The 24,774-nt window shown below is 70.7% G+C and carries 26 protein-coding genes and 1 pseudogene; 10 read left to right on the forward strand and 17 right to left on the reverse strand.

The window, feature by feature from the left end; genetic code table 11:
* Positions 1–64: 64 nt before the first annotated feature.
* Positions 65–295 carry a hypothetical protein gene (locus ACIO9K_RS18250; protein ID WP_400330986.1) on the reverse strand — a complete coding sequence of 77 codons (231 nt, stop codon included), beginning with the start codon at positions 293–295 and terminating at the stop codon, positions 65–67.
* Here ACIO9K_RS18250 and ACIO9K_RS18255 point away from each other — a divergent pair.
* Positions 276–548: a Gfo/Idh/MocA family oxidoreductase gene (locus ACIO9K_RS18255; protein ID WP_400330989.1), complete on the forward strand. Its 273-nt coding sequence runs from the start codon at positions 276–278 to the stop codon at positions 546–548. The two genes, ACIO9K_RS18250 and ACIO9K_RS18255, sit on opposite strands and share 20 nt — an antisense overlap.
* A 57-nt stretch (positions 549–605) precedes the next feature.
* On the opposite strand, the gene ACIO9K_RS18260 is transcribed toward ACIO9K_RS18255, so the two are convergent.
* From ACIO9K_RS18260 to ACIO9K_RS18295, 8 genes are all read right to left on the reverse strand, one after another.
* The gene (locus ACIO9K_RS18260) at positions 606–1,178 is read right to left on the reverse strand and encodes a 3'-5' exonuclease (protein WP_363620531.1); all 573 of its coding nucleotides are present in this window, start codon (positions 1,176–1,178) and stop codon (positions 606–608) included.
* A gap of 731 nt (positions 1,179–1,909) precedes the next feature.
* Positions 1,910–2,788, reverse strand: coding sequence for a LysR family transcriptional regulator (locus ACIO9K_RS18265; protein ID WP_400330993.1), 879 nt, complete (start codon positions 2,786–2,788; stop codon positions 1,910–1,912).
* 126 nt (positions 2,789–2,914) lie between these two features.
* Positions 2,915–3,772: an NAD-dependent epimerase/dehydratase family protein gene (locus ACIO9K_RS18270; RefSeq protein WP_400330996.1), complete on the reverse strand. Its 858-nt coding sequence runs from the start codon at positions 3,770–3,772 to the stop codon at positions 2,915–2,917.
* Positions 3,773–4,201: 429 nt separating this feature from the next.
* Positions 4,202–5,050 carry an IS5 family transposase gene (locus tag ACIO9K_RS18275; RefSeq protein ID WP_331743597.1) on the reverse strand — a complete coding sequence of 283 codons (849 nt, stop codon included), beginning with the start codon at positions 5,048–5,050 and terminating at the stop codon, positions 4,202–4,204.
* A 250-nt stretch (positions 5,051–5,300) separates the two neighbouring features.
* On the reverse strand, positions 5,301–6,533 hold the full coding sequence (locus ACIO9K_RS18280) for an NAD(P)/FAD-dependent oxidoreductase (protein WP_400330999.1): 1,233 nt from the start codon (positions 6,531–6,533) through the stop codon (positions 5,301–5,303).
* Positions 6,530–6,763, reverse strand: coding sequence for a ferredoxin (locus ACIO9K_RS18285; RefSeq protein ID WP_400331002.1), 234 nt, complete (start codon positions 6,761–6,763; stop codon positions 6,530–6,532). Before ACIO9K_RS18285 ends, ACIO9K_RS18280 begins: the two co-directional genes overlap by 4 nt.
* A 66-nt stretch (positions 6,764–6,829) precedes the next feature.
* Entirely contained in the window at positions 6,830–8,068 is a 1,239-nt protein-coding gene (locus ACIO9K_RS18290) for a cytochrome P450 (RefSeq protein ID WP_400331005.1), read from the reverse strand.
* Between the two features lie 137 nt (positions 8,069–8,205).
* Positions 8,206–8,688 carry a MarR family winged helix-turn-helix transcriptional regulator gene (locus tag ACIO9K_RS18295; protein WP_400331008.1) on the reverse strand — a complete coding sequence of 161 codons (483 nt, stop codon included), beginning with the start codon at positions 8,686–8,688 and terminating at the stop codon, positions 8,206–8,208.
* 126 nt (positions 8,689–8,814) lie between these two features.
* On the opposite strand from ACIO9K_RS18295, the gene ACIO9K_RS18300 reads away from it, so the two are divergent.
* Entirely contained in the window at positions 8,815–9,264 is a 450-nt protein-coding gene (locus tag ACIO9K_RS18300) for an ATP-binding protein (RefSeq protein WP_400331011.1), read from the forward strand.
* A gap of 193 nt (positions 9,265–9,457) precedes the next feature.
* On the opposite strand, the gene ACIO9K_RS18305 is transcribed toward ACIO9K_RS18300, so the two are convergent.
* Positions 9,458–10,051, reverse strand: coding sequence for a DinB family protein (locus ACIO9K_RS18305; protein ID WP_363620516.1), 594 nt, complete (start codon positions 10,049–10,051; stop codon positions 9,458–9,460).
* Between the two features lie 725 nt (positions 10,052–10,776).
* Here ACIO9K_RS18305 and ACIO9K_RS18310 point away from each other — a divergent pair.
* The 4 genes from ACIO9K_RS18310 (at position 10,777) to ACIO9K_RS18325 (ending at position 15,406) form a co-directional block, all read left to right on the forward strand.
* Positions 10,777–11,337 (forward strand): transcriptional regulator, encoded by a 561-nt coding sequence (locus ACIO9K_RS18310; protein ID WP_400331014.1) that lies wholly within the window; start codon positions 10,777–10,779, stop codon positions 11,335–11,337.
* Positions 11,338–11,643: 306 nt separating this feature from the next.
* Positions 11,644–12,594 (forward strand): ornithine cyclodeaminase family protein, encoded by a 951-nt coding sequence (locus ACIO9K_RS18315; RefSeq protein ID WP_400331017.1) that lies wholly within the window; start codon positions 11,644–11,646, stop codon positions 12,592–12,594.
* Positions 12,595–12,728: 134 nt separating this feature from the next.
* Entirely contained in the window at positions 12,729–13,604 is an 876-nt protein-coding gene (locus ACIO9K_RS18320; protein WP_400331020.1) for a PhzF family phenazine biosynthesis protein, read from the forward strand.
* Between the two features lie 59 nt (positions 13,605–13,663).
* Entirely contained in the window at positions 13,664–15,406 is a 1,743-nt protein-coding gene (locus tag ACIO9K_RS18325) for an IS1182 family transposase (RefSeq protein ID WP_400331023.1), read from the forward strand.
* Positions 15,407–15,491: 85 nt separating this feature from the next.
* Here the strand turns inward: ACIO9K_RS18325 and ACIO9K_RS18330 are convergent.
* From ACIO9K_RS18330 to ACIO9K_RS18345, 4 genes and pseudogenes are all read right to left on the reverse strand, one after another.
* A pseudogene (locus ACIO9K_RS18330) lies at positions 15,492–15,751 on the reverse strand (transposase); the annotation flags it as partial.
* 568 nt (positions 15,752–16,319) lie between these two features.
* The gene (locus ACIO9K_RS18335; protein ID WP_400331025.1) at positions 16,320–17,138 is read right to left on the reverse strand and encodes a glycoside hydrolase family protein; all 819 of its coding nucleotides are present in this window, start codon (positions 17,136–17,138) and stop codon (positions 16,320–16,322) included.
* 83 nt (positions 17,139–17,221) lie between these two features.
* Entirely contained in the window at positions 17,222–18,043 is an 822-nt protein-coding gene (locus ACIO9K_RS18340; protein WP_363620503.1) for a thaumatin family protein, read from the reverse strand.
* Between the two features lie 385 nt (positions 18,044–18,428).
* Positions 18,429–19,412 carry a hypothetical protein gene (locus tag ACIO9K_RS18345; RefSeq protein WP_400331028.1) on the reverse strand — a complete coding sequence of 328 codons (984 nt, stop codon included), beginning with the start codon at positions 19,410–19,412 and terminating at the stop codon, positions 18,429–18,431.
* A gap of 381 nt (positions 19,413–19,793) precedes the next feature.
* On the opposite strand from ACIO9K_RS18345, the gene ACIO9K_RS18350 reads away from it, so the two are divergent.
* Complete coding sequence (locus ACIO9K_RS18350; protein WP_400331031.1) at positions 19,794–20,261, forward strand: TetR/AcrR family transcriptional regulator; 468 nt, start codon at positions 19,794–19,796, stop codon at positions 20,259–20,261.
* A 510-nt stretch (positions 20,262–20,771) separates the two neighbouring features.
* Here ACIO9K_RS18350 and ACIO9K_RS18355 read toward each other — a convergent pair.
* Both ACIO9K_RS18355 and ACIO9K_RS18360 read right to left on the reverse strand, forming a co-directional pair.
* A complete protein-coding gene (locus ACIO9K_RS18355; protein WP_363620498.1) occupies positions 20,772–21,230 on the reverse strand; it encodes a winged helix DNA-binding protein in 459 nt (152 codons plus the stop codon).
* Positions 21,223–21,978 (reverse strand): alpha/beta fold hydrolase, encoded by a 756-nt coding sequence (locus ACIO9K_RS18360; RefSeq protein ID WP_400331034.1) that lies wholly within the window; start codon positions 21,976–21,978, stop codon positions 21,223–21,225. The genes ACIO9K_RS18355 and ACIO9K_RS18360 overlap by 8 nt, the downstream gene beginning before the upstream one ends.
* 35 nt (positions 21,979–22,013) lie before the next feature.
* On the opposite strand from ACIO9K_RS18360, the gene ACIO9K_RS18365 reads away from it, so the two are divergent.
* Positions 22,014–22,880: a DUF4389 domain-containing protein gene (locus ACIO9K_RS18365; protein ID WP_400331090.1), complete on the forward strand. Its 867-nt coding sequence runs from the start codon at positions 22,014–22,016 to the stop codon at positions 22,878–22,880.
* 12 nt (positions 22,881–22,892) lie between these two features.
* Here the strand turns inward: ACIO9K_RS18365 and ACIO9K_RS18370 are convergent, their stop codons facing one another.
* Entirely contained in the window at positions 22,893–23,243 is a 351-nt protein-coding gene (locus ACIO9K_RS18370; protein ID WP_363586064.1) for a beta/gamma crystallin domain-containing protein, read from the reverse strand.
* A 303-nt stretch (positions 23,244–23,546) separates the two neighbouring features.
* Between ACIO9K_RS18370 and ACIO9K_RS18375 the strand changes: the two genes are divergently transcribed.
* Positions 23,547–23,795, forward strand: coding sequence for a hypothetical protein (locus tag ACIO9K_RS18375; protein WP_363620492.1), 249 nt, complete (start codon positions 23,547–23,549; stop codon positions 23,793–23,795).
* A 375-nt stretch (positions 23,796–24,170) separates the two neighbouring features.
* Positions 24,171–24,659, forward strand: coding sequence for an Imm21 family immunity protein (locus ACIO9K_RS18380; protein ID WP_400331038.1), 489 nt, complete (start codon positions 24,171–24,173; stop codon positions 24,657–24,659).
* The last annotated feature ends 115 nt before the right edge of the window (positions 24,660–24,774 follow it).

Consider the following 24,774-nt stretch of genomic DNA (forward strand, 5'->3'; position numbering starts at 1 on the left):
ACAGACAATGCCTGTCCAGGGAAGCGGAGTTGGCGCTGCACTCGACACGCATCGACAAGTTCCCTCACGAAGCGGAAGGAGTCAGCCCATGAAACGACGCGCGGCGGTCATCGGCCTCGGACACCAGGCACTCGAAGACCACCTTCCCGGCCTGCTCGCCTCCAACCGGGCCGAGTTGGTCGCGGTCTGCGACAACGACCCGGACGTCCTGCGGGCCCAGCAGGACACGCACCACGTCCCCGGGCTTCACCCGGGCCGCCGACCTGCTGGACACCGTGGCGCTGGACTTCGTCATCGTCGCGGTCCCGCACCACGCCGGCCGGGCCGCGATCGAGGAGTGCGCCGTCCGAGGCGTGCACGTCCTCAAGGAGAAGCCGTTCGCCACCTCCCTGCCGGAGGCGCGCGAGCTCGCCTCGATCTGCCAGCAGGCCCAGGTGGAGCTGATGGTCACAAGCGCGGGTGAGAGCACTCGGCTCAGGATTCTCAGTGCATCTGGCTTCAGGGGAACATGCGGTGGGTTGGGGGCCAGTTCTGGAGGTCTGTCTTGATGCTTTCGGTCCCACTCCGCTGTCCAGCCTCCGCGCGCGGAGAGACGTCCGGCGTGGTCAGCATGGAACCGGCCAGACGCCTCGCTCGGACAGGTGGAGAACGAGGGCGGCGATGTTCCAGGCGTCGTCCTCGCCGCGGTGGTGACGGCCTTCGAGTCGCCGCCCGGCGATCTCCAGGGCCCGCGCCATGCCGGGGCGTTTGCGCAGGCCGTATGCCTCGGTGAAGGCCGCTTTGGCGTTGGTGTGGTGCCGGCCGAAGGGGTACGGCGTCCCGGTGGCCCGGCACTGCCGGGCGAACTGGTGGCGGTCGTAGTCGCCCCAACTGGCCCACGGGCGCGTCCCGGCGTGGTGTCCGGCCGCCAGGAGCCGGCACGCTTCGGCGAAGCCGACCCCTGCGTCGACCTCGTGCTGGGTGAGGCCGGTCAGCTCCGTGCAGAACTCGCTGACCGTGGATCGGGCGGGCCGCACCAGGATCCGGTGGCGGGCGAGGCGCTCGCCGGCGTCCAGATCGACGACGGTCAGTCCGATCTCGATGATCTCGCTGACCGTTCCCGGCGGTTGGCCGCCGGCCCAGCAGGTTGCTTCGACGTCCACGACGTTCAGGAGGTGCTCGGCCCCGGTGCTGTCCATGGCGGGAAGCGTAGGGAGGAGCGGCGGTCGCGGCACCTGGTTTTGCCTGCCGGGGTACGGATGCGCTGACGCCCCGCACCCCCTGGGGAGGCAGCTGGTTCGGGCCGGCGCCGCGGCCGGTCGGGCCCGGTCCCGAACGAGACCACGTGTCCCGTCTCGTTGATCAGGTCACGAAGACGTGCTGTGACCTGGGCGCTGACAGGTCTGACCGGGATTCGCCTCGGACGTGACGGGCTGGGACACGGACTGCTGCCTGAGCGGCGTCGACGGTCTCATCGATCACGGCGAAGCCGCCCGCACCGTACTTTGCCGCGCTGGACGACGAGGCCCTGCCCGAGCCGCTGGCCAACCCGCTCGCCCGATCCGGGCAGTGGGACGAGCTGCAGGGCTGGACAGCGCACCCGAGCCGTTGTCGGCCGAAGGCGTTGCGGAGAGGTGGCCGGCGATCTCGCCCGGCCGCGGATGGACGGGGCCTGGCGGCCGATGCGGCGGGCGCGGGCGCGGGCGCGGGCGCGGGCGAGGACCGAGGCGGTGAAGGCTGGCTCCTCCTTTCCGTGGTGTGAGCCTCCCGGCTCCGGAGCGCTGCTGAGGAGAGGACGCCGAGGCCCGCGAGTGCGCGCTGCCGACGGCACCGCGCGGCGACAGCGGTCGAGTGGCCCCGTGTGGTGCGTCCCTCACGTGGCCCGCTCCTCGGTGGGCGGCGATGGCGGCACGTTCGTGTGGGGTGGCGGTCATAGCGAGGTGGGCGGTGGTGCCAGGGCAGGTGCCACGTCGGTGAAGTCGTGGATGAGCCGGGAATGGCGGGTGGCGGGCCAGGCCAGGCAGACCTGCCCCGGGCCGAGGCCCTCGACTGGCCGGGCGACGACGTCGGGGCGTGTGTAGAAGGTCGCAGTGGACAGCGGGATCACGCAGATGCCCGCGCCGACGGCGACCAGTTCGAGCTTTTCCTCGACGCTGTGGATGGGTGGAACGTCGGAGCGTTCGCCGGTGCGCAGTTCCTGCGCGATGTCGCGCCACTCCGGTACGGCGTCCGGGTCCTGGAGGAGGTGCTCGCCCGCAAGGTCGGCGACGGTGAGGGCCGGCCTGCCGGCCAGCGGATGGTCGGTCGGCAGCACCACGACGCGCGGTTCGCTGAACAGCGGCAGTACGCGCAGCCCCTTCTGATCGATCGGCAGACGCACGATGCTGACGTCGGCCCGTCCGTCGCGCAGGACCTCGACCTGGTCCTCCCAGCCGGTGCGCAGTAGCCGGACGTCGAGTCCGGGATGGCGGGCGGCGAGCGCCCGCACGGCGGGGGTGACGGTGATACCGGGCATAAAGCCGACGGTGAAGACCCGTGTGGCGGTGGCTGCGGCGGTGACCCGGCGGACCACGGCCTCGGCCGCCGCGAGGAGCGGGCCCACCTCGTCGAGGAGCTGGGCTCCGGCGGGCGTGAGGACGGTGCCCCTGCGGTCGCGACGCAAGAGCGTGACGCCCAGGTCGTTCTCCAACGCGCGCACTTGGCGGGAGAGGGCCGGCTGCGCGATGTGCAGTCGCTCGGCGGCACGGCCGAAGTGCAGTTCCTCGGCGACCGCCGCGAAGTACCGCAGTTTCCGCAGGTCGATGTCCATACCGTTGCCGTGTCCCGTCCTGATCGGTGTCCGTACGCCTCGTGATACCCCATTGGATCCAGCGGGGTGCCGCTCCCGGCGGCAGCTCCCCCGGTCGGCGAGGGGACCGGCCACCGGGGGCGTGGATCAGCCCTGGGCGAGGACGGTCAGCGGGTCGGTGTGCTTCGGGGTCCAGCCGAGCTGGTCGCGGGCGCGCGCCGGGCTGAGTCGCTGGTCCAGGGCGAAGGCGTCGGCGAAGGCGCCCATGGCCGCGCGTGCCTCCTCCAGAGTGATGGAGACGGTCTTGCCGCCGAGACCCGCTCCTCGGCTGATGGCTTCGGCGCACTCCCGGGCCGTGGGATCGACTCCTCCGACGCCGACGTAGACGGCGCCGGGCCGGGCGCGCAGCGTGGCCGCGTACAGTTCCGCGAGGTCGTCGACGTGGACCAGAGCCCAGTGTTGCGAGCCGTCTCCGATGTAGGCGATGGCGCCCGCCACCATGCCCGGACGGGTGAAGAAGGCATCGATGAGCCGGTTGTCGCCGCCGTACAGCAGGCCGGGCCGGACCACGACGGGACGACCTCCGCGCGCGGCGCGGGCGAGGACGGCGTCCTCGACGGGGCGGCGCCAGGCGACGAGGGCCGGTGGATCCCACGGGGCGTCCTCGTCGACGACGCCGTTGGTGTCGCCATAGACCCAGGTACCGCTGGTGTGCACGTAGGGGCCGGCGCCGATGCCGTCCTGCATCGCGGTGGCGGCGGCGAGGTCCTCCGCGCCGGTGGCCGCCTGGGCGAGGTGAACGACGGCTTCGGCCTGCGCCGCCGCCTCATTGAGCACGCCCAGGTCGGCCAGGCTGCCCGTGACCGGATCCGCCCCGTGCGTCCGTACGGTCCGGGCAGCGTGCTCGTTGCGGGCCAGGGCGCGCACGGTGTGGCCGTGCCGTGTCAGCGCGTCGATGGTCGCCTTGCCGATGTAGCCGGAACCGCCGGTGACGAAGACCCTCATGACGTTGTTCCTCTCGTTTCGGGATCGCTTTCAGCCTGCGGCGGCGCCGGCACCGGTGTCCAAGACCTGTTCCGGCGCCTGTGGTGCCGTCCGAGCATCACGGTCGAGGAGGCGGCCCACGCGGACGGTGTGAGTTCTCGGTTCTGTCCTGTGGGGCACCTGTGGTTCCTACCTGCAATCCCGGGGGCCATGTGGAGAGTTCGGGATCTTTGCGGCAGGTCGTCCGGGACGCGGTTCGCTCTGGTTCCGGCTGGGCGCGCAGTGTCGTGGGCCTGCGATCCGGTGGTTGACCCGGAACCGGAAGTATCGCGGGAATCGCTATGAAGGTCTCCATGGTTGCGAAGGTCGCGCAGCGTGGTAAAGGCCGGGAGGCCGTCACCCGCAGGTGACGGCCTCCCCGTGTTCTCTCAGAGGGTGTTCGATACCGATTTAGGCTGCCGCGAGAGGTTTCGGGCGGAGGTATTGCCCGATTTTGTCGGGGCTGGCGGTCAGGCGGTTGGTCATGGAGTTGACCATGGCCCAGTGGATCATCGAGCGTGACCGGTCCGGCAGTTCCTCGTAGTCGCGGTGGAGCCGCCGGTACCGGGACATGATCCCGAATGTCTGCTCGACCCGCCAGCGGATCGGCTGGACGACGAAGCCCTTCTGCTCCTTGTCGCGGGCGACCACCTCGACGTCGATGGACAGGTCGGCACCGTGCCTGACGACGGCGTTGTTGTAGCCGGCGTCCACCCACACTTTGGTCACGGTGGGCCACTGGGCGGCGAGGGCGTCCAGGACCTGCTTACCGCCCGCGGAGTCCTGTACGCCCGCGGCGGTGACGATCAGGACCAGGATCAGGCCAAGGGTGTCGGTGGCGATGTGGCGCTTGCGGCCCTTGACCCGTTTCCCGCCGTCGTAGCCCTGGCTGTCGGCCGGGGCGTTCGGTGAGGCCTTCACGGACTGGGAGTCGATGACCGCGGCGCTCGGCAGGATCCGGCGGCCCTTCTTCGCCCGCAGCTGGTCACGCAGCGTGTCGTGGATCCGCTCGGTGGTGCCGTCGCGTTCCCACTCCTTGAAGTAGCCGTAGACGGTGGTGTGGGGCGGGAAGTCGTGCGGCAGGTAGCGCCAGGCGATACCGGTGCGTGCGACGTAGAGGATCGCGTTCACCACCTCACGCAGCGCTGTCGTGGGCTCACGCCCTTCGGCGCGGGTGCGTCGCCACTCCACCAGCACTGGCTCGATGAGCTCCCACTGATCGTCCTTCAGGTCCGATGGATACCTGCGTCGTTCCGTCACGTTTGATGAATATCGCGGACACGGACCCGGCCGCCACGAGATCCTGAAAACGAGTCCGTGCCGCAAGAACCAAAGCCGGACAGTTGGGGGGAATCCCCTATCGAACACCCTCTCAGGGCCCGGCAGCGTAACGCCGGGCAACGACACCAGTCCGCCTCCAGGTCCGGCCAGGCGGCCCGCTGCGCCTTCACCCAGCGCCCGAGCTGTCCGCCCTCGTACACCGTGTCCTCGGGCAGGGTGGTCCAGTTGACTAGGCCGTCGGAGTCCAGCCACCACGACGGTCGACCGTCAGTGGGGGACACAGCCCGGCGTCCGTGACGGCGGTCCAGAGCGCGCGCTCGACGACCAGCCGGCGCAGCATGCGCAGTTCGCGGGGGGCGTTCCAGCCGAGCACGCCGACCACCACTCCTCGGTGGCCGTAGGCGGCGGTGAAGCGGCCGTTGGACGGGTCGCCGGAGAGGACGCGTAGGTCCGCGTCGGGCGGGAAGATGCCGTACGCCTGGATCCTGGTGTCGTACTGGTCGGTCCAGAAGTAGGGCACGGGGGCGAACGGGGTGGCGTCGCCGAGCAGGTTGCCGGCCGCGGCGACGGCCTGTTCGGTGGCGTTCATCCGGTGCTCCAGCCGGATGCGGGTGCCGAAGTGGGGGTTGTGCCAGGAGGCGACGTCGCCGGCGGCGTAGATGCCGGGTGCGGCCCGGCACCACGCGTCGCACACCACCCCGTTCCCCAGGCGCAGGCCCGAGCCGGTCAGCCAGCCGGTCGCGGGGGTCGCGCCGACGGCCAGGACGACGAGGTCGGTCGGCAGCGTGGTGCCGTCGCCGAGCTCGACCCCGGTCACCCGGCCGCCTGCGCTGCGCAGCCGGCGCACCGGGACCCCGCAGCGCAGACGGGTCCCGTGGGCGCGGTGCAGGTCGGCGACGAGGGCGCCGATGCGCTCGCCGAACGGGCGGCGCACCGGGACGGGCTCCGGCTCGACCACGGTCACCTCCAGGCCCATGGCCCGGGCTGCCGCCGCGACTTCGGTGCCGAGGAAGCCGGCGCCCACCACGACCACCTGGCGCTCGGCGAGCAGCGCGGCTCGCAGGGCGAGCGCATCGTCGAGCGTGCGCAGGACGTGCACCCCGGCCAGATCGGTGCCGGGCAGGCGCCGGGGGGTCACCCCGGTGGCGATGACCAGACCGTCGAAGCGGATGTTCTCGCCGCCGCCCAGCCGTACCCGGTGCCCCGCGGCGTCGAGGGCGGTGGCGGGCTGTCCGAGGTGCAGGTCGGCCTCCAAGCGTGCGAGCTCGTGCGGGGAGCGCAGCACGGCTCGCTCGGCGGGCCAATCACCCGTCAGGATCCGCTTGGACAGCGGTGGCCGGTCGTAGGGCGGGCGGGGCTCGTCGCCGATCAGGGTGAGGTGGCCGTCCCAGCCCCGGCGGCGGAGGGTCTCGGCCGCGGTCAGGCCCGCAGCCGAGGCCCCGACGATGACGATCCGCTTCACTGTTCGCCCTCCTGTTCCTCCTGTTCCGCTTTCTCCTGTTCCGCCACCCAGATCGCCTGGGCCGGGCAGAGGACGGCGGCCTGCCGGATGTCGCCCATCAGGTGGTCGGGCGGGGTCTCGGTGAGCAGGACGACGACGCCGTCCTCCTCACGCTGGTCGAACACCTCGGGCGCGGTCAGTACGCACTGGCCGGAGGCGACGCACTTGTGCTGGTCGACGATGACTTTCATCGGAATCCTCCTTGTCCGCACGGCACTCGTCCGCACGGCACTCGTCCGGACGGTACTTGTCCGCGCTCACCAGGTGACGGGCAGCGCGTAGACGCCATAGACGTTCCCGTCGTGCTTGAACGGGATCCGGTCCGGATCGACCGCGAGCCGCAGGGCGGGGACGCGGCGGTAGAGGGTGCCGTAGACGACCTGAAGCTCGACCCGGGCCATCGGCTGGCCCAGGCACTGGTGGACGCCGAAGCCGAAGGCCACGTGGTGGCGGGGGTTGCGGGCGACGTCGAGCCGGTCGGGGTCGGGGAAGGCGGCGGGGTCGCGGTTGCCGATGTCGTTGGCGAGGACGACGCCTTCGCCGGCGTGGATGGTGACCCCGCCGATCTCGAGGTCGGCCAGGGCCACGCGGCGCCGTCCGCTGTGCACGATGGTCAGGTAGCGCAGGAGTTCCTCGACCGTCGAGGCGATCAGCTTCGGATCGTCGCTCTCGCGCAGCCGGGCCAGCTGGTCGGGGTGTTGCAGTAGGGCCAGGGTGCCCAGCGCGATCATGTTCGCGGTGGTCTCGTGCCCGGCGATCAGCAGCAGTATCCCCATGTTGGCCGCCTCGTGCCGGGAGAGTTCGCCGCCCCTGACCCGCTCGGCGAGGGCGGAGAGCAGGTCGTCGGTCGGGTGAGCGAGCTTGTCGCCGATCAGCCGGTCCAGGTAGTCGGTCAGCTGCCGGGTGGCAGCCCGTGCCTGCTCCGGGGTCGTGGTGCGCTTGACGAGGAGCCTGCTGTTGGCCTGGAAGAAGTCGTGGTCGGCGTACGGGACGCCGAGCAGCGCGCAGATCACCAGTGAGGGCACCGGCAGCGCGAACGCCTGGACCAGGTCCACCGGCTTGGGCCCGGCGAGCATGGCGTCGATCAGGTCGTCGACGATCTTCTGAACGGTCGGCCGCAGCGCCTCCACCTGCTTGATGGCGAAGGTCGCGGTGACCATCCTGCGCAGCCGGGCGTGTTCCGGATCGTCCATGGTGATGAAGGTCCGTGACTGCCTGCGGCGCTCCTTCGTGGCCGGGCTCTGGTGGGGGTAGTGCGGGTGGGTGCTCTCCGAGCTGATCCGCGGATCGGCCAGCAGGGTCCGCACGTCCTCGTAGCGGGTGACCAGCCACGGGGTGCTGCCGTCCCACAGCCGCACCCGGCTGATCGGGGCCTGCTCCTGCAGGGTGTGCAGGGCCGGCGGTGGGTCGAACGGGCAGCCGGCTGCCCGGATCATGGGGTAGTCCGGTACCTCCGCCGGCGGGACGTCGGTGCCGGATGCCGAGATGGTGCTCATGGTTCTCCGCCCTTTCGGAAGTCCGATAGGAGGGCAGGTGGCGGGATCGGGGCCCGGCGCGCGGGGGGCGCGAGACGGGGCAGCGGAGCAGGTCCTGCCGCCTGCGGGAGGAGATGTCGAAGGGGTGCCCCGGGGGTTCAGGAAGCCGTTCCGCCACGGGTGGTGCGGGGCGACGGGACTTCCCGGAGCAGCTGGCGGACGATGGGCAGGGCCGCGTGCATGGCCTCGCTCAGCGCTTGCACGTCCTGATCGGGCAGCGCGGTCAGCAGGCCGGCCACCCGGGCTCGCTGCGCGCGGTGGCGCTCGGCCAGCAGTTCGTGCCCGGCATCCGTGATGGCGACGAGGCAGACACGCCCGTCCTCGGGATCCGCCATCCGCGACGCCAGGCCCTGGCGTTCCAGTCGTTGTACCAGCGCGGTCATCGACGGTTGGGCGATGCCCTCCGCCGCTGCCAGCGCGGTCAGCCGGATCGGACCCTCCCGCTCGAGCCGGCCGAGCGCCGCGACGGTGGTCAGGCTCATGCCCTGCCGGTCCGACAGGAGATGCCTGACCAGCCCGGTGGCCAGCTCGTTCAGTGCCGCCGCCACCTCCTGGAGACCCTCTTCGGGTGTCCCATCCATACCTCATCTATATCACTCATCTATATTTACTGTCTATATACCTGAGTGATATGGATGGGAAGTGGATCGTTAGGGGTTCTGGTCACAGCCAAGGCGCCACCGCGGCGTCGAAAGAAGGTGATGACCGTGATCCGCACCTACGCCCCGGACATCTCCCCATGGCCGGCCATGGCCCGGCGCTCGCCGTCATCGGGCCACGCCTGGGCCCTGGTGCACCGCCCGGAAGCCGCCGGAGACGCCCGCAAGATCACCCAAGAGGTCCTCGCGGGGTGGCGGGTCGCCGACGAGGCCGCCGACTCGGTGCTGCTGACCGTCTCGGAACTCGTCACCAACGCCGTCGAGCACGCCGAACCTCCACTGCACCTCCGACTGAGCCGCGCCCAGGGCGCCCGGCGGGTGCACATCGAAGTCTGCGACGGAGGCCCTGCGGCCGCGCAGGGCGGTTGGGCGGCCAGCTGTACCCGCGGTGAGCACGGCCGCGGGCTGCAGATCATCGACCGGCTCACCGTCGCGCACGGCGACCGCGCGGGGCTCGGACACGCCGTCCACTGGGCCGACGTCGCCACCGCGGCCTGACCGACCGATGTTGGGAGCGGTCCAGGGAGCGGTGGTGGACCTCGGGCGGGAAGTCCGGTGGCGCGCACTCTGCGGTGGGCGCTCTGCGACAGCTGCGGCACCGGGTGGGGAGGTAGGCGACAACACGAGCTACCACGGCAAGCCCCTACCTCCCCGAACGAACTCGGCTCAGCTCAGCTCAGCTCAGCTCAGCTCAGCTCGGCTTGGCCTGGGCCTCCTTGGCGGACGCCTCCAGCCTGTTCCAGTACTCCTGGTACCAGGCCTCGTCGCCGCCGTCCATGTTGCTGTTGGTCTCCCGCATGCCGGCCTTGCCGTCGATCAGCTCGCGGACGATGTCGGCGTGGCCGGCGTGACGGTTCGTCTCGGCCGTCATGTGCAGCATGATCCGCTGAAGCGTCACGTCGCCGCCGTCGCCCCACCACGCGACGTGGCCCATCGCATCGAGCGGCAGCGCCTCGATCGTCGCGTCCGCGTGCGCCCAGGCGCGGTGGTAGAGGCCGAGGACGTCCTCGCGTGACTCGTCGGCGGGTGCCCACATGTCCGAGTTGGGCTCGGAGCCCTCCTCGTGCCAGGGGAGGGATTCGTTGTGCGGGCGGCCGAACGTCGGGCCGAAGTACCCGAGTTCGACGCTGGCGAGGTGCTTGACGAGGCCGAGGAGGTTGGTGCCGGTCGGCGTCAGGGGGCGTCGGACGTCGTACTCGGACAATCCGTCCAGCTTCCAGATGATGGCTTCGCGGGCCGCCTTGAGATAGCGGTGCAGGTCGTCTTTGGGGTCGTTGGGCTTCATGGGGCCGAGTCTCGCATCACCTGCCGACAACCCCGATTCGCAGGAGGAGCTCGTTGCGTTCCCGATCCCACAGATCCGTCGGCAGATCATCGTTCACACCGATGCTCTCTCCCCGCCGCTGTCACTACATGCGGCGCGGCCACCCGTGGGTGGGACATCCATGTCAAAGCCGCCCCACCCACGCCACAGCCCCGCTACGATCACCGCCCCCAGGGCGCTGACCAGGCCACATGGAGAACTCTCACTGGAGTCTAGATCCCCGACAGAGTCAGCCTCTGAGCTTGATCCTTGTCACCGCTGGACGGTCACTCTTTGGGGTGAGCGCCGGGCATGGAGACGTCCTCCTCGTGATCCTGAACTCTGCTGGGGACTCAGGAGTTCACGAGGGGGCGTGGGATGAGTGTGCCGGGGCCGGTCTGCGGAGCGAGGGGACTCGCCGAACTGTCCCGCTTGCGCGTCCAGCTTCGACTGCAGTTCCTGCGTCAGTGTCGAGCAGCGCGCGTACCCGATCCGGATGTCCGTGCTGGGTGTGTCCGGGGTGGCCGGAGCCGGTACCGGGGTTCCCGGCCGCCAGGGCCGGCCCGTCTCGATCCAGGAGGTTCCGGCGGCCGGTTCTCGATCTTGCTCTGGCAATGGAACGTTCGCGAGGGGGCAGGCGGGTCGGAATGGACACTTAGTCCAGATTGGATATACAGTCCAGTTCCATGGGATCCGTTGATGAGAGCGTGGATCCACGGGTGCGGACGTGGGCGCCGGTGGGTCAGGCTGTCGCGCTGTTGCTCGGTCCGTACACCGAGGTGGTGCTGCACGACCCGGACACTGACCGGATCTTGGCGATCTGGAATCCGATGACTTCGCGCGGCCCGGGGGACCAGTCGTTCCTGGGCGAGTTGGACAAGCCCGATCCGGCGGCGCGGGATGTGTTCGGTCCCTACGAGAAGCTGCTCGCGGCCGGCCGGCGCCTGTCATCGGTCAGCGCGGTCCTTCGTGGCCCGGACGGCGGTCCGTCCGCCGTCTTGTGCGTCAACCTCGACCGCTCACCGCTGGAGCAGGCCTCAGCCCTCCTGTCCGCTTTCGGCGCCCCGACCACGCCCCTTCCGGAGCCACTGTTCGAGCAGGACTGGAACGAGCGCGTCCAACACGTCATCGGCGCGTACGTGCGCGAATGCGGCCGCCCGGTTGAACGGCTGACCCGCGCAGACCGCCTGGCCGTCCTCGCCCGACTCGACGAGGCCGGCGTCTTCGCCGTACGGCGGGCCACGCCTGTCGTCACCGGCGCCCTTTAAGTCTCCCGATCCACCCTCTACAGCCTGCTGGCCGAACTGCGAGCACCAGCGAAGGATTGAAAAGCATGACCGGGCTACCTCCCGCAGAGAACCTTGCCCTTCCAGAGCGCGCTGTGCGCCACCGCCTGACCGCTCCCACCGTCCCCCTGGACCTCCTTGCGGGCGGATCGCTTCCGGCGACCACCAGGGCCGAGGCGTATCCGTGAGCCTCCGCTGCAGCCCCACCGACCGTTTCCGCGTTTGCGTCGGCCGCGTCAACTTCGAAGCGGGCCTGGCCGCCTTCGCCCTGTGGCAGCGGGAGAGCCGATGACCCCGCCCGTCCTCGGTGCCGTCGAGATCAAGCGTGCCGTCACTCCGGAAGTGGTCTTCGCCGCCGTCCGCGACGCGCTGATCGCCCATGCCCACGGTCGCACCGCCGTACCGACACCGCTGCACCTGCAGTTCCCTGACGCCGACGGTGACTGCCACGTCAAGGCCGGCTGGGTCACCGGTATGCCCGAATTCACGGTCAAGATCGCCGCCGGCTTCTACCGCAATAGCGCTGCCGGGTTGCCCACCAACCACGGCCTGGTCTGTGTCATCAGCACAAGCACCGGCCAGATCCGTGCGGTCCTCGACGACCAGGGCCTGCTCACTGCCTGGCGCACTGCGGCGGCGGGCGCCCTGGTCACCCATGCCCTGGCCCGACCCGACGCGGCCACTCTGGCCGTCTTCGGCACCGGAGAACAGGCCCGCCTCCAGGTCGAGTGGCTGGCCAGGCTCCGCCGGATCGGCACGGTGCTCGTCCACGGCCGCAGCAAGGACAAGGCCCGGTCGTTGTGCGAGACGTTCACCGCGCTCGGCCATCACGCCCGGCCCGTCTCGGCGCATGAAGCAGCCGCAGCCGACATGGTCATCACGACCACGCCCGCCACGGTCCCGGTCCTGCAGGCCCGTCACGTCCGCGCCGGCGCACACGTAACCGGCATCGGCACGGACATGCCGCACAAGAACGAACTGCCGGCGGCGCTGTTCGGCCGCGCGGCACTGATCGCGACAGACGACCACCAGCAGTGTCTGGAGCACGGCGACTTCGGCCACGCGGTGCGCGCCGGCTCCACCGCCGAGACCAGCGACACACCCGTTGGCCTCCTACTCGAAGGGCCCGTCGATCGGCCGGACGGGGCGATCACGGTCGCAGACCTCACGGGCGTCGGTGCCCTGGACGCAGCACTCGCCTCGGCCGTCCTGCGCGAACTGACCCCGCCGGCCCCGTGATCGGCGTGTCCGCTGGCGCCGGCCATGACAGGCACAGGCAGCGGCCCGGCCGATGACAACCGAGATGTTTGGAAGGAGAACCGCAATGACGAGCCACGCTGCCGAAATTTGGAGCGGATCTGGTGGGGTTGGGCATGGAGTTTGAGCTGGTTGAGGTGTTCGGGAGTGGGCCCCTGACCGGGGGGCCGCTCGGCGTGGTCATGTGTGATACCACGTGTGACGATGCGCTGATGCAGCGTCTGGCTGCCCGCCTGGCCATGCCGGAGACCGTCTTCCTGCGCAGCGGTGACGGCGGGGAGGTGGATGTGCGGATCTTCACTCCCTATGTGGAGTTGGGCTTCGCGGGCCATCCGCTTGTGGGAGCGGCTGCCGTGGCGGTGCGGCGGAGTCTGGCCGCGCCAGGCTGGGTGGCAATGCGCACTCGGAACGGGATCGTTCGCGCGCGCGTGGAACCAAGAGCGGACAGCGCGGTTCTGGAGGAACGGCTCTGTCGGGTGGGTCCGCCTGTCGTGCCGGATCTCGTATGCGAAGCAGTGGGGCTTGCGTCGGATGCGGCCGCGGGGCCGGTGCGATTGGCATCGGCTGGACTCGGGTTTGTCTGCCTCCCGGTGAGTGCCGCTGATCTTCAATCTGCTCAAGCCCTGCCGCTTGAGGTCGCGGCGCTCGCCGAGCGGGTCCCTGGACTGGCCGACGTTTTCGGGGTGGCGGCATTCGTTCCGGGGTCGCCTGAAGTTCGTTCTCGGGTCTTTGTTCCCGAGCCGGTGTGCGCGGAAGACCCAGCCACCGGCTCGGCCGCGCTGGCAGTGGCGGGATGGCTTGCGTACCAGGGGCGGCCTGAGGAGTCCCTGGCGTTCGACATCGTCCAGGGCACAGCCGAACTCGGCTTTGCCAGAATGCAAGTGAAAGTCCGCAGGCAAGCTGATCGAGGTCTGCTCGCGAGCGTCGGCGGCGGGGTACGCACCTTGTTCCGGGGGCAGCTCATCCTGGACGAGACGGCGGACCAGGCCTGAGCTTGACTCTGTCGGGGATCTTGGAGTCTCCCGGTGGTGTGCCCGCCTGACCAGCGGGCATGCTCGTGGCTGATCGAAGACCCCTGCAGTTGTCGAGGTGTCAGTTGTCGCTCCGCCCCCGTTCCGGTGAGCAAGTCCCCTCTCAGACCGCGAAGATCGCGCGGGCGAGCAACCCGGGCGGTACGACCGCGATGTGGGTCAGAGACCGCCTGGACGGGCTGTGGTGCGACGAGGACTTCGCGGGCTGGTACCCGCGCGATGGACGCCCCGGCATCTCGCCCGCCCAGCTGGCCACCGTCTGCGTGCTGCAGTTCCTCCTCGGCCTCTCGGACCGGCAAGCGGCGGAAGCGGTTCGCTGCCGCATCGACTTCAAGTACGCCATGGCCATGGAACTGGATGATCCCGGCTTCCACCACAGTGTGCTGGCCGACTTCCGCGAGCGCCTAGCCCTGGATGACCGCGCCGACCGGCTCCTCGATCTGGCACTCGCGCGCCTGAAGGAGGCCGGACTCGTGCGCGAGCGCACCACGCAGCGCACCGACTCCACTCATGTCCTGGCCGCGGTACGTGACCTGACCCGGCTGGAACTGGTCACCGAGGCCGTCCGCGCGGTGCTGGAAGAAGTGGCCCGCACCGCTTCGCACCTGCTGACCGGCCTGGTCGACGAGGACTGGGGGCGCCGCTACGGCCGCCCGGTCCGCCTGGGCAAGAACCCCACCCGGCCCAAGACCAGGATCCTCGCCGCCGGTGACGACGCCTGTCGCCTGCTGGAACACCTCCACCGGCACGCACCGGCCTACCGGCCCGGCCCGCAGGCCGAGGCCCTGCGGCGGATCCTCGTGCAGAACTACTACCGCGACGCGGCAGGCCGCCTGCGCTGGCGCACCGCCGACGACGGCGGCCTGCCGCCCTCGTCGGCGGCGATCGTCTCCCCCTACGACACCACGGCACGCTACGTCCGCCACGGACACATCATCAGCTGGAAGGGGTTCGCCGCGCATGTCACCGAAACGTGTGCCTCCGACAGCGTCAACGTGATCACGGACGTGGCCACCACCTCAGCAGCCACGAACGACGGCCAGGCCCTGCCCGGCATCCACACCCGCCTGGCACGCCGCGAACTGCTGCCCGCCGAGCACCTGGTCGACGGCGGCTACACCTCCCTCGTCCACCTGGAACGAGCCGCCCGCGAACACCAGGTCACCGTCAGCGGGCCGTTGCCGGGCAACCCCACCCGCCAGCACCGCAGGAGCGAAGGCTTCGACCGGGACGACTTCCACATCGACTTCGACCGCCGCCAGGTTACCTGCTCACGAGGCCAGGTCAGCCAGGGCTGGCACGGCCCCTACCCGACATCCTCGCCCACCGCGGCACCCCTGATCGTGGCACGGTTCACCAAAAGCCAGTGCCAGCCGTGTCCGGACCGCCCCCGCTGCACCACCTCCCGCGAGGGCGCCCGGAACGTGGGCTTCCCTCCGCGAGAACTCCGCGACCTGCAAGTCCACGTCCGCACCGAGCAGCAGACACCCGAGTGGAAGGCCCGCTACGCGGTCCGCTCCGGTATCGAGGGCACCATCAACGAATTCGCCCACGGACACGGCATGCGCCGCTGCCGCTACCGAGGCCAGCCGAAAGCCCACCTGCAACACGTACTCACAGCCATCGCCGTGAACATCGAACGGCTCAGCGGCCGGCCAGTCACCGAGGAAGCCCCCTCGCCGAGACCGCCGACCGCCTTCCAGACCTACCTGGACGAGAACGACATCCCCCGGCCGAAGTCCTGGCGAACCCTTGGCACTTGAGCCCGATCATCCAAGATCCCCGACAGAGTCACGGGTCGGGCAGATGAGGTGGGGGCGGATGTTCCTGAATCCCCGGCGGACCCGGGCCGGGGTGAGCCGTTCGGAGGCGGCCGACGTCGATCCGGCCTTGGTGCAGGCCGCCGTACGTCGCTCCGTGCCCACGCCGGTGCTCGGGCAGCAGTGTCAGGTCCACCGGGACTTCACCGCACCGTCCGCACACAGCACCGCGTCGGCGGGTTCGAACAACTCGTCACGCCGGGCGGTCGGACACTCGTAGAACTCTCCCCGGAAGCGTGACGCTTCCGCGAACGCTTCCCGCCGCACAGCATCAGGCAGCAGACTCACCCTCACGGCCTTCGTCGTGGTCACGTGCACCTTGGCCGGAGCACAGGATCAGACGAAGGCCGCCTTCATGTCCGGCGAATCCCCAGGTGAGCGACCCCGTTCGAGGGCGGAAGAAAAAGAACAAGCTCATTGTCCGCCGATATCTCCGAGCAGGCCCCGGGCGGTGCCTGGGGCCCCTGGCGCGACTGCCGCAACGGCGGCTGCGCCGGGGGCTGACCGTCGGCGGGCCCCGAGTGACGGAGCCGGGGAACGAGGCCCGGGGGCCGGACGCCGCCACCGCTGCCGCCGCTGCCGCCCGGCGCCGACGGGGCGGTCCTGGCGGTGACCCCGTACCGGCCGTGACGAGCAGCGCGCTCGCGGGCGGTGACCACCTGAGGAATCCCTTGGACCGGCGCGGGGGCGGCCGACGAGCCGAGCCGATCGGCCGCGAGCCGAGCCGACGGCCGCGAGCCGTCGCCCGGCGGGTGGACACGTCGGTCCACCCGCCGGGCTCGCCGACCCCGGTTCTGCGCCGGTCCGGGCGTCGTGGTCGATCGGGCCCGTGCGTGGACGCGGGCGGGGTGTGTGCTCAGCCGGCCGCGCGGTAGGCCGTACCCACCCGGTTGGGGGTCGCCCGGTTGTAGAGGCCGGTGCCGCCACGGTCCGCGGAGAGGGTGAACCACGCGTAGCGCTCGACGAAGGGGAGTCCCTGGAGCATGGCGGTCGACTTCGTCACGAACGCGGCCTGCTGTTCCGGTGTCGGATACTTCGGGGTGCCGCTGGAGAAGTCGATCAGGGCGTACTCGGTGAGCCAGATCGGCTTCTTGTAGCGGTTGTACACGGCCTGGAGGTAGTTGCGCAGTTGACCGGTCGCGGCGTCGGCGCGGAAGTCCGAGCCGTACCAGTGCAGGGGGATGAAGTCGACCTTGTCGCGACGGGCGGCGGCGCCCTTCATGAACTGGTCGAGCCAGCCGCCCGCGACGTCGCCGCCGCCCGCCACCGCGGGTGCCCCCAGACGCATCCCGGTCGACTGGAGCCGGGGCCACAGGTCGAGGGCCCTGGTCACGCTCATGTTGGCCTGCGCCGGCAGGTCGGGTTCGTTGAAGCCGAGCAGGGTCGTGCCCTCCTGCCTGGCCGTTCGCAGTTGTGCGTCGGTCACCGAGCCCGCGCCCCAGATCATGGGGACGAACTCGACGCCGGCCGGCGGCTTGATCTGCTGGCGGTCCGAGGCCCAGGTGTAGAACCAGCCGGCCCTGGAGTCGGCCAGCGCCTTGGTGACGTCGGTGAAGTTCCAGGCGCTCACGCCCTTCTTCTTCGCCGGGGCGGCGGTCGCGTCGGCCGCACTGCCGACGGTGAGGCAGGTGAGCACCGCGAGCAGGGCGGTGAACAGGCGCATTCGACGTGGCAAGGCGTTCCTCTCTTCGGTCACGCGGTCGTGACGGGGGCCGCGGCGGCCCTGGAGTCCGGGGGCCGGGGTCCGGGGCGGGTGGCTCACGCGGTGGGGCCGAAGGTGACGGTGAAGCCGCTGCAGCGGCTGCACTGCTGCATCACCTTGTTGCCCGGCACCTGGTCCTGCTTGGACCACGTGTAGGCCTTGGGACACTTCGCGCTGAGCGCGCGGCTGTAGCTGCTGGGGGTGTCCCGGCTGGGGTTGGTGCACAGCATCGGCTTGCCGTCCGGCCCGCGCGTCAGGTCGGCGGGCGGGCAGTAGGGCAGCAGGTTCGCCGCGCAGCCCCGCGTGTCGCAGCCCCCGCCGGCCGGGATCGTGGCGTTCACCGGAGTGATCGTGATCGGCAGCGAGAACGCGTTCACGTAGCTCACGTCGTACCAGGGGGCGGCGCCGTCCTTGGCGTCGAAGTTGAACTCCGCGAGGCTGGCGGGTTGTTCGCCCGTCGTGCAGTGGTCGGCGGCCGGGCCGCAGTCGGCCACCCGGCAGTGGAAGGTGCTGCCAAGGGCCCCGCCGCATCCCTGGCGTGCGAAGAACTTCCCACGCCAGTGGAACGGGGCGGCCGTCTCGGGGATCGTCACCGTCGCCGACTGGCCGGGAGCCAGGACCGGCAGCCGGGTGAACTGCTTCGACCCGTCGGCGTTGACGCCGCTTCCGATCCACAGCTTCTGCGACGAGTGGTTCACGAACGTCACCGTGTGGTTGACCGCGGCGGCCGCAACCGGCGCGGTGCGGGTCGGCGCCGCCGCACCCGTCACGGTCGTGCCCGTGACGGTCGCGCCCGTCGCCGCGCCCGCGTTCGGCAGTACCACGGTCAGTGCGGCGGCGGCCGCCGCGACGAACAGCCTGGTCAGGAATCCGCGCATGACTTCTCCGTTCCGCTCAGCAGGTCAGGTTGGTGCCGGGGTAGGCGCTCATCGCGCCGACCAGTGCGTCGTAGGTGTAGAACCGGTCCCTGTTCGGGAACATCCGGTCGAACTGGGCCTTGCCCATGACGAAGCCGGCCCGGTCCGCCGCCGTCGCGTGTGCCGGTCCGGCCGTCGACAGGCCGGTGGCTGGGCGGAGGCGGGCAGGGCGGTCGCCGATACGGCCGCCGCCGCGGCGGCGATCCTCAAGGCCGTGCGTCGAAGGGACACGCGGGGCCTTCCTCCCGTTGCGGAATGCGGGACATCGGGTCCGCCGGTCTCCTGGTGCCACCGGCGGGTGTGGTCGGGCCGTTCGGGCCGGCCTGGCCGGCGCCGCGGTGGTGTGTCAGGAGCAGGTCTTGTCCGGGTGGTCATGGGTGATGGCGCAGATCATCGCCTTTGCCCGGCCGTTGTTCGGATACCTGCGCTGAAGCTCGTCCTCGAAGTCCTTCCACTGGCGTGCGATGTCCTTGACGGCGAGGTCGTAGGCGTGGTCGAAGTTGTGGGCGACGACCGAGCGCGGACTGTCCTTCGTGTCCTTGTTCAGGACCCCGTCATGAGTGACGCGACCCGTGCAGTTGGAAACCGTCCCGCTGTGGTCGCGGTCCGGATAGCAGCCCGTCGCCAGGTCGTGAGGGATGTGGCCAGTGGCGTCTTTGACCCAGTCCGCCCTGCTCATGGAGCTGTAACGACCGATGGAGAAGAACACGGGCAGGTCGGTGCGCCCCAGACCGGGGGGGTTCTTGACGCCGATGGCTCCCGGGACGGCCTGGTCGACCCAGTTGCTGTGGGCGTAGAAGTCCTCGATCTGATGCCAGCCGCGGCCCAGGTCCTCCATCACCTCGCACTTCGCCCGTCCCGGTCGGTCGTTCCACGAGCAAGCCGGGGAGATGGAGGTCTGGGTGGCGATGACGCGCCCGTTCGCGTCGACCAGCCGGTCCGCGGCGGCGACGGCCCTCCTGACGTGGTCGATGGAGCCCTCGACGCAGTCGATGATCTCGGCGTTGGCCTGCTCGCGGGTGCGGGGGTAGCGGCTGCCGTACCTGGGGTCGAGGTAGTCGGCGTTGTCGCAGTGGAGCTTGCCGATGCCGAAGTACTCGCCGTGGTCGTTGGCGACGATCGCGCCCGAGTTCCCGTCCGCCATCGCCGTCAGCGAGTTCGGGTGCCAGCCCCCCGGGCCCAGGGCGGCCCGGGTGATCTTCTCGTGGTTCCCCCCGCTGAAGGCGTGCGCCGGTGTCGAGGCACCGAGGGCGACGGCACACGCCATCGCGGCGCACGCGGCGCCGGAAGCGCGCAGGCGCTGCCGGCGGGAATCGGAGATGGGATTCATGAGGTCTCCAGTCGCACGATGGACGTCTTCGGCAGGCGTGCGTCCGGGCATGGAGTCCCGTCCGTACTGCGCAGGCCATGGCGGACCCATGGCGACACTTGGTGACGAAGCGTCACCGAGCCTGCACCCGTACGTTAGCCGCCGTGCCCGCAGCCCGACAGACCGCCAGTGCCCCACGGGCCTGCGGCCGCGCATCGCGGTGTCCCCGTGCCACGAGGCCCAGGCGCCCGGCCCCGTTCACGGGAACGGGCAGCACAGCCTCCCGGCCCCCTTCCGGCCTGGGCTTGTCCACCCGGGGCCCGCCCCCGCACCAAACAGAGCAGGGATTCTCTGCAGTTCCCTCTGCAAGCAGAACGTCAATTCTTCTTGACGGAGGGCGCGGTGCCACGGCTCACCGACGCACGCAAGGAACTCCGGCGCACCCAGATCACCGAGGCCGCCGTACGCTGCTTCAGCCGCAACGGCCTGGAGCGGACCTCGATCGCCGGCATCACGGCCGAGTCCGGCCTCTCGACCGGCTCGATCTACGCCCACTACCGCGGCAAGGCCGACCTGGTCCGGGCCTCCGCCCACGCGCTGCTCGCCAAACGCGCTGAAGCCCTCGGCGAATACGCCGCGAGCGACAGCCCGCCCGACCCCGACGAACTGCTCGCCCGCCTGATCGCCGCGATCGACCCCGCCGAGGCCCTGGTCGGCGTGCGGACCTGGGGCGAGGCGACCACCAACCCGGCCATCCGCGGCATCGTCGCCGACACGGTCGACCGGATGCGCGCCATGGCGCTCGACTGCGTCACAGCCCACCTGGCCAAGGTCGAAGACCTCGCCCCGGCCCGCGCGACGACCGGCTGACCACCGCGGAGAAGGAGGAACTGCGGTCCGCCGCGGCGGTGACCGTGGTGACGGCCTTGAGGACTTCGGGGGCGGTGAGGTGGACGGGTGTTGACCGGTCGGGTGGTGTGCTGGTCGAGCGGGGTGAGCCGGTTGGTGGTGGTGCCGGTGAACGGGTCGAAGCCGCCGTCCACGGTCAGAAGGTTCGGGGGCGTACGCGGTGATGCGGAAGTGCTCCTCGGCCGGGCGCGGGAGCGTGCGGGTCCGGCGGTAGGTCGTGCCGGCCCCGATCGGTCCCGGGGAGGCCTGCTCGGTGGTGTCGAGTGCGTAGTTCCAGCGCGGGAGGTTTTCGGGCCGTGCGAGGGGGGCGTGCGGGGTGGGCGTGCGGGGTGGGCGAGGACCTCGCCGGCGGGCGCGTCGACGGTCGGGGTGTTCGAACCGCGTGGTCGTTCCTTCCCCGGCGCGCGGTCGGCCGGTCCTGTGCGGCCGTGCGGTCCCGTGCGGGCCGTGGCGACGGTCGGGGGCGGGGTGTCAGTCGAGGGCGAGGCGTTTGTTGAGGGCCTCGCCCGAGGGCAGGGGGTCGATGAAGTTGTGCAGGAACGTGAGCATCGCGTCGGTGTCCAGGCCCTGGCAGGCGGTGTCCATCGCGGCGTAGAGGGACTCCTCGATCCCGGCGACGGCGGTGGCCAGGCGTTCGCCCTCGGGGGTGAGGCTGAGCTGGAGGTAGCGGCGGTCTGCGGCGTCGGTGCGGCGCTCGACCAGCCCGGCCGCGACGACGCGTTCGACCAGCCGGCTGGGGTTGGTGCCGCTCTCGCACACCAGGAGCTGCCCGAGCCCGTTGAGGCTCAAGGTGCCGTGCTGCTGGAGCAGGCGCAGCACCTCGGCCTGTGACGGGGTGATGCCGTGCGGTTTGAGGGCCTGGATCAGCAGCCGGTTGCCTTCGCGCTGGGCCGCCAGGATCGCGAACCGCAGGTGTTCGGCCTTACGCATCGGCGTCTCGCCGGGTGGTCGGCAGGGTGGCGAGGAAGTCGTTGACCACGGCGGCGTAGGTGGCCGGGTGGGAGAAGCGGAACATGTGGCCGGTGCGCGGCAGCACGACCTCCCGGGCGTCGGGGATGCCCGCGAGCATGACCTTGGAGGCGTTCTCGCCGATCAGTACGTCGTGGGAGGGGGTCAGGATCAGGGCCGGGACCTGGACCCGGCCCAGCGCGTCGACGTAGTCGGCGGTGAGGACGGCCCGCAGGCGGGCGCCGAAGGAGACGGTGGGGGTGTTGGCGAGGAACAGTTCGCGGCTGCGTGCCTGGCTCCAGGGCACCTGGCCCTCGCCGTCGAACGGGGAGGTGAGGCGGTGGGCGTGGGCGCGCAGTGTCAGCTGCCGGTAGAGCGGCCCGCGGGCCCTGCCGATCGCCCGCATCAGGGCCTTCCACGGCTTCGAGTCGACCGGGTTGGCCGCGAAGCCGCCGGACACGACCAGGGCGCGCAGGCCCCGCGGGCGGCGGGTCGCCAGTGCGAGGGCGATGTTCGCGCCGAAGGAGTCGCCGACCAGCACGTAGTCGTCCAGGTCCGCGATCGCGCTCTCGACGTGGTCGGCGTAGCGCTCTATGTCGTCGACGCCCTCGGGCAGGCGCAGCGTCCGTTTGGGTGCCTCGCCGTAGGGGGCCAGTTGCTCGGCGCTCCACGGGGCGCCGGAGAAGCAGGGGATGAAGACGAGGGTCGGATTCTTCTCTGAAGTGCTCATATCGGACACATTACACGACACATGTGTCGTGGCATATGTGGCCCAGGTCATCTTCCCGGTCTGTTTTCCTTGGACTCGCCCGGCCTCGGGAGCGGCGCGAGCCTCCCTGGCGCGCGGAAGGCGGTCACCAGGCCGCGGGGCGCCTCGAAGGTATCGATCCAGCGTCCTTCGGTGCCGTCGCCGCGATCATCGCCACGGCCCCGGTCGGCTGCTCGCGCAGCACCACCCGCCCGGTGGGGTCTCGGGGGAGGGGGCCGACACCGGGACCGCCGCGCCCGACCCGCTGGCCGCATCGTCCGGTCGGCCACCGAGGGTGCCGGGACACGGTCGCGGCGCGGACGGCGGCGGGACGGCGGTCCTCTTTCGATGGAGCCACTGGAGTTGCATGTCGGTCAGTTCCGCGGGGAGCACCACCGAGCGACAGGGGGTCTCCGGGAACGCTGTCGGAGGCCTCGATCGCGCAGGGCCTGGCGTACGGGGGCTGGCGGACGGCGTCGATCGTGATCTGGCTCGTGGTCCTGGCCCTCGGCCGGATGCCACCGCCGCTGTACGAGGCGACGGTCGCGGTCCTGCGCTACCGGATGCGCCACACCGCCTACCTGACGATGCTTTCGTCGGCCTACCCCAAGCGCCTGTTCGGCGAGGAGCCGGGCAGCGAACCGGAGGGCCCGGCGTCGGGCACCCGTCCGCTGGCCCTGGTCGGTGTCGGGCGCGGCCTGCTCGTCCTCTTCCTCCTGCTCGGCCCGGCCTCCTGGGCGACGGGGTCGGTCGCCGTTTCGGTGAACTCGGACGACGACGGCAACGACGAGTTCATCAACCCCACCCAGCGCGTCCTCGCGCCCCTCGTCCCGGGCCCCGCCGACCCCGTGGGGGGCCGGTCACAGGGGCACGGCCTCCTGTGACCGGCCGGTGGTTCAGTTGATGTGGAGCGTCGTGATGGTGCCGTAGTTCTTGGTGATGGCCTGATTCTTGCCGAAGGTGTGGCGGTAGAGGGAGCCGTCGCCGGGCTCGTACTCGAAGTACCCGGCGTTGTTGCCGCTGCTGAAACTCGTGACCGACCTCTGGTCGATCCAGATGTCGCCGGCGTTCGCGAAGCACCTCCTGAAACCGGTGCCGTTGTCGTTGGTGATGCCGATGGTGAAGTAGTCGCTGGCGAACAGGCATTCGGCGAAGTTGACTTCGTTGGTCGCGTGGGCGGGCACGGTGCCGACGGCCAGAGCCATCATGGCGACCCCGGCGGCCACGGCGATTCGTCGCTTCAGCATGACGCAAACTCCCTGGTGTGTGAGGTGGGGCATGCGAGTCGAACTGAAGGGACACTAACAAGAGGTGTTCAGGCCGCAACCTGGTGTAACGATTTTCGGACATCATTCCATTTCCCGGGACTTTTGCCGGACTTTGCTGAGCTGAATTCCGCAACCGTCACACCTGTCACCTGTCACCTGTCACCTGTCACACGGACCCGCATGGCCGTCCGGGCCGCGCCGATCCCTCGGCGCGGGGTGCGGGTCGCGCGTCGGGGGCCTGGTCCTTTGTCTGGCCACCGGAGCTGATCCTGCCGGCACCGGATGAAGGGAGGACCCGCCCGCACGACCACCCGGTCGGACTCTCGCACCCTGCGGTGTCCCACCGTCGCCGGACGCCGCGCCGCCGCCACGCTTCCGGCCCGGACCGAACCCGCCGCGCTGCGCCCGGACCACCCGAGCACACCGGTGGCGTACTGCGAGCACGTGCTCGACGTCGCCGTCAGCGCTGGCCTCGTCCTGCCGGAGAACACGGGCGAGAAGGTCCCGGCCGAGGAGCAGACGGCCCGATGACCGTCGCGCTCGACAAGGCCGCCGCCCAGACCGGGCGCCTTCGTTCGTGCCGGCCGGGTAGGTGCCCGGCGTCGATGTGATCAGCTAGGTGGATGGGGGTGGCCTGCGGGGCCGTGCCGCTTTCGGCCGCTGGTTTTGCTCTGCTGTCGGAAGTTTCGGGCGCTGACCGGGGCGGCGCTGTTGCGGCTGTGCGGGCGGGAGCGCCCGTACGACCTGCTCCTCTAGGAAGGCGGCGGTGGGCCGTTGCGTCTACGGACCTGCTCGCCGTGCTGCGCCCGGGCGCGTGGATCGTGAGCGATCGCCTGGTACGCGCGGGTCGTGTGGCTCACCTGCCCGCGCACCGTCAGTCCCCTCTGACGTGCGAGGATCCCCCGCATGTTGACCGTGGAGCAGGGCTGGTTGGACGGGACTGACTCGGGACTGTTCGTGCTGTGTCCCGAGACGGCCGCCGAGGGGTGGACGGGCTGCGACGAGGCCTTGTTGGAGGCAGCCGCGGACTACGCGGCCGCCTACCCGGTCCCCGGGCACGGGGACGTGCTGGTGTTGGGCGGGGAGCCGCTGCTGGTCGGGTGGCTGGCCGAGGAACGGGTGTTCGTCAGGCCGCTCCACTTCGACTGCGCGGACGACGTCCGGCCGCTGGTGCGCGAGGCGCTGCGGTCGGGGGTGTGGGAGGACGGGCCGTTCCTCGACCTGACCGCCGGGCGGTACCTGCTCACGGACGTCTTCTACGACGGTGAGGCCGTCCTCGAGCGCGGCGAGTACCTGACCGTCGAGCTCCCGCCCGGGCGCTATCTGGTCCAGTCGCTGAAGGCCGAGCCCGACAGGCGGGCGCAGTTCCATCTGGAGCGCCTGCTGCCACGGTGAGCGGACGCCCGGGGCTCTGTGCGGAGACGGGCGGCCCTGAAGTCCGGGGCCGGTGCGGGCACTGGGGCGGTGCCGCCCCCGGCCCACCGGGCGGTCGTCACCGGCCTGGAGGCGA

The organism is Kitasatospora sp. NPDC087271 (genome assembly GCF_044744605.1).
Lineage (GTDB): Bacteria > Actinomycetota > Actinomycetes > Streptomycetales > Streptomycetaceae > Kitasatospora.

Excerpts from the sequence above, each read along its gene's own strand:
- ACIO9K_RS18250 (WP_400330986.1), bottom strand. The coding sequence starts at position 295 with ATGACGAAGTCCAGCGCCACGGTGTCCAGCAGGTCGGCGGCCCGGGTG.
- ACIO9K_RS18260 (WP_363620531.1), bottom strand. The coding sequence starts at position 1,178 with ATGGACAGCACCGGGGCCGAGCACCTCCTGAACGTCGTGGACGTCGAA.
- ACIO9K_RS18265 (WP_400330993.1), bottom strand. The coding sequence starts at position 2,788 with ATGGACATCGACCTGCGGAAACTGCGGTACTTCGCGGCGGTCGCCGAG.
- ACIO9K_RS18270 (WP_400330996.1), bottom strand. The coding sequence starts at position 3,772 with ATGAGGGTCTTCGTCACCGGCGGTTCCGGCTACATCGGCAAGGCGACC.
- ACIO9K_RS18285 (WP_400331002.1), bottom strand. The coding sequence starts at position 6,763 with ATGAAAGTCATCGTCGACCAGCACAAGTGCGTCGCCTCCGGCCAGTGC.
- ACIO9K_RS18290 (WP_400331005.1), bottom strand. The coding sequence starts at position 8,068 with ATGAGCACCATCTCGGCATCCGGCACCGACGTCCCGCCGGCGGAGGTA.
- ACIO9K_RS18295 (WP_400331008.1), bottom strand. The coding sequence starts at position 8,688 with ATGGATGGGACACCCGAAGAGGGTCTCCAGGAGGTGGCGGCGGCACTG.
- ACIO9K_RS18305 (WP_363620516.1), bottom strand. The coding sequence starts at position 10,051 with ATGAAGCCCAACGACCCCAAAGACGACCTGCACCGCTATCTCAAGGCG.
- ACIO9K_RS18315 (WP_400331017.1), top strand. The coding sequence starts at position 11,644 with ATGACCCCGCCCGTCCTCGGTGCCGTCGAGATCAAGCGTGCCGTCACT.
- ACIO9K_RS18320 (WP_400331020.1), top strand. The coding sequence starts at position 12,729 with ATGGAGTTTGAGCTGGTTGAGGTGTTCGGGAGTGGGCCCCTGACCGGG.
- ACIO9K_RS18325 (WP_400331023.1), top strand. The coding sequence starts at position 13,664 with ATGCTCGTGGCTGATCGAAGACCCCTGCAGTTGTCGAGGTGTCAGTTG.
- ACIO9K_RS18340 (WP_363620503.1), bottom strand. The coding sequence starts at position 18,043 with ATGCGCGGATTCCTGACCAGGCTGTTCGTCGCGGCGGCCGCCGCCGCA.
- ACIO9K_RS18345 (WP_400331028.1), bottom strand. The coding sequence starts at position 19,412 with ATGAATCCCATCTCCGATTCCCGCCGGCAGCGCCTGCGCGCTTCCGGC.
- ACIO9K_RS18355 (WP_363620498.1), bottom strand. The coding sequence starts at position 21,230 with ATGCGTAAGGCCGAACACCTGCGGTTCGCGATCCTGGCGGCCCAGCGC.
- ACIO9K_RS18360 (WP_400331034.1), bottom strand. The coding sequence starts at position 21,978 with ATGAGCACTTCAGAGAAGAATCCGACCCTCGTCTTCATCCCCTGCTTC.
- ACIO9K_RS18365 (WP_400331090.1), top strand. The coding sequence starts at position 22,014 with ATGTGGCCCAGGTCATCTTCCCGGTCTGTTTTCCTTGGACTCGCCCGG.
- ACIO9K_RS18370 (WP_363586064.1), bottom strand. The coding sequence starts at position 23,243 with ATGCTGAAGCGACGAATCGCCGTGGCCGCCGGGGTCGCCATGATGGCT.
- ACIO9K_RS18375 (WP_363620492.1), top strand. The coding sequence starts at position 23,547 with ATGAAGGGAGGACCCGCCCGCACGACCACCCGGTCGGACTCTCGCACC.
- ACIO9K_RS18380 (WP_400331038.1), top strand. The coding sequence starts at position 24,171 with ATGTTGACCGTGGAGCAGGGCTGGTTGGACGGGACTGACTCGGGACTG.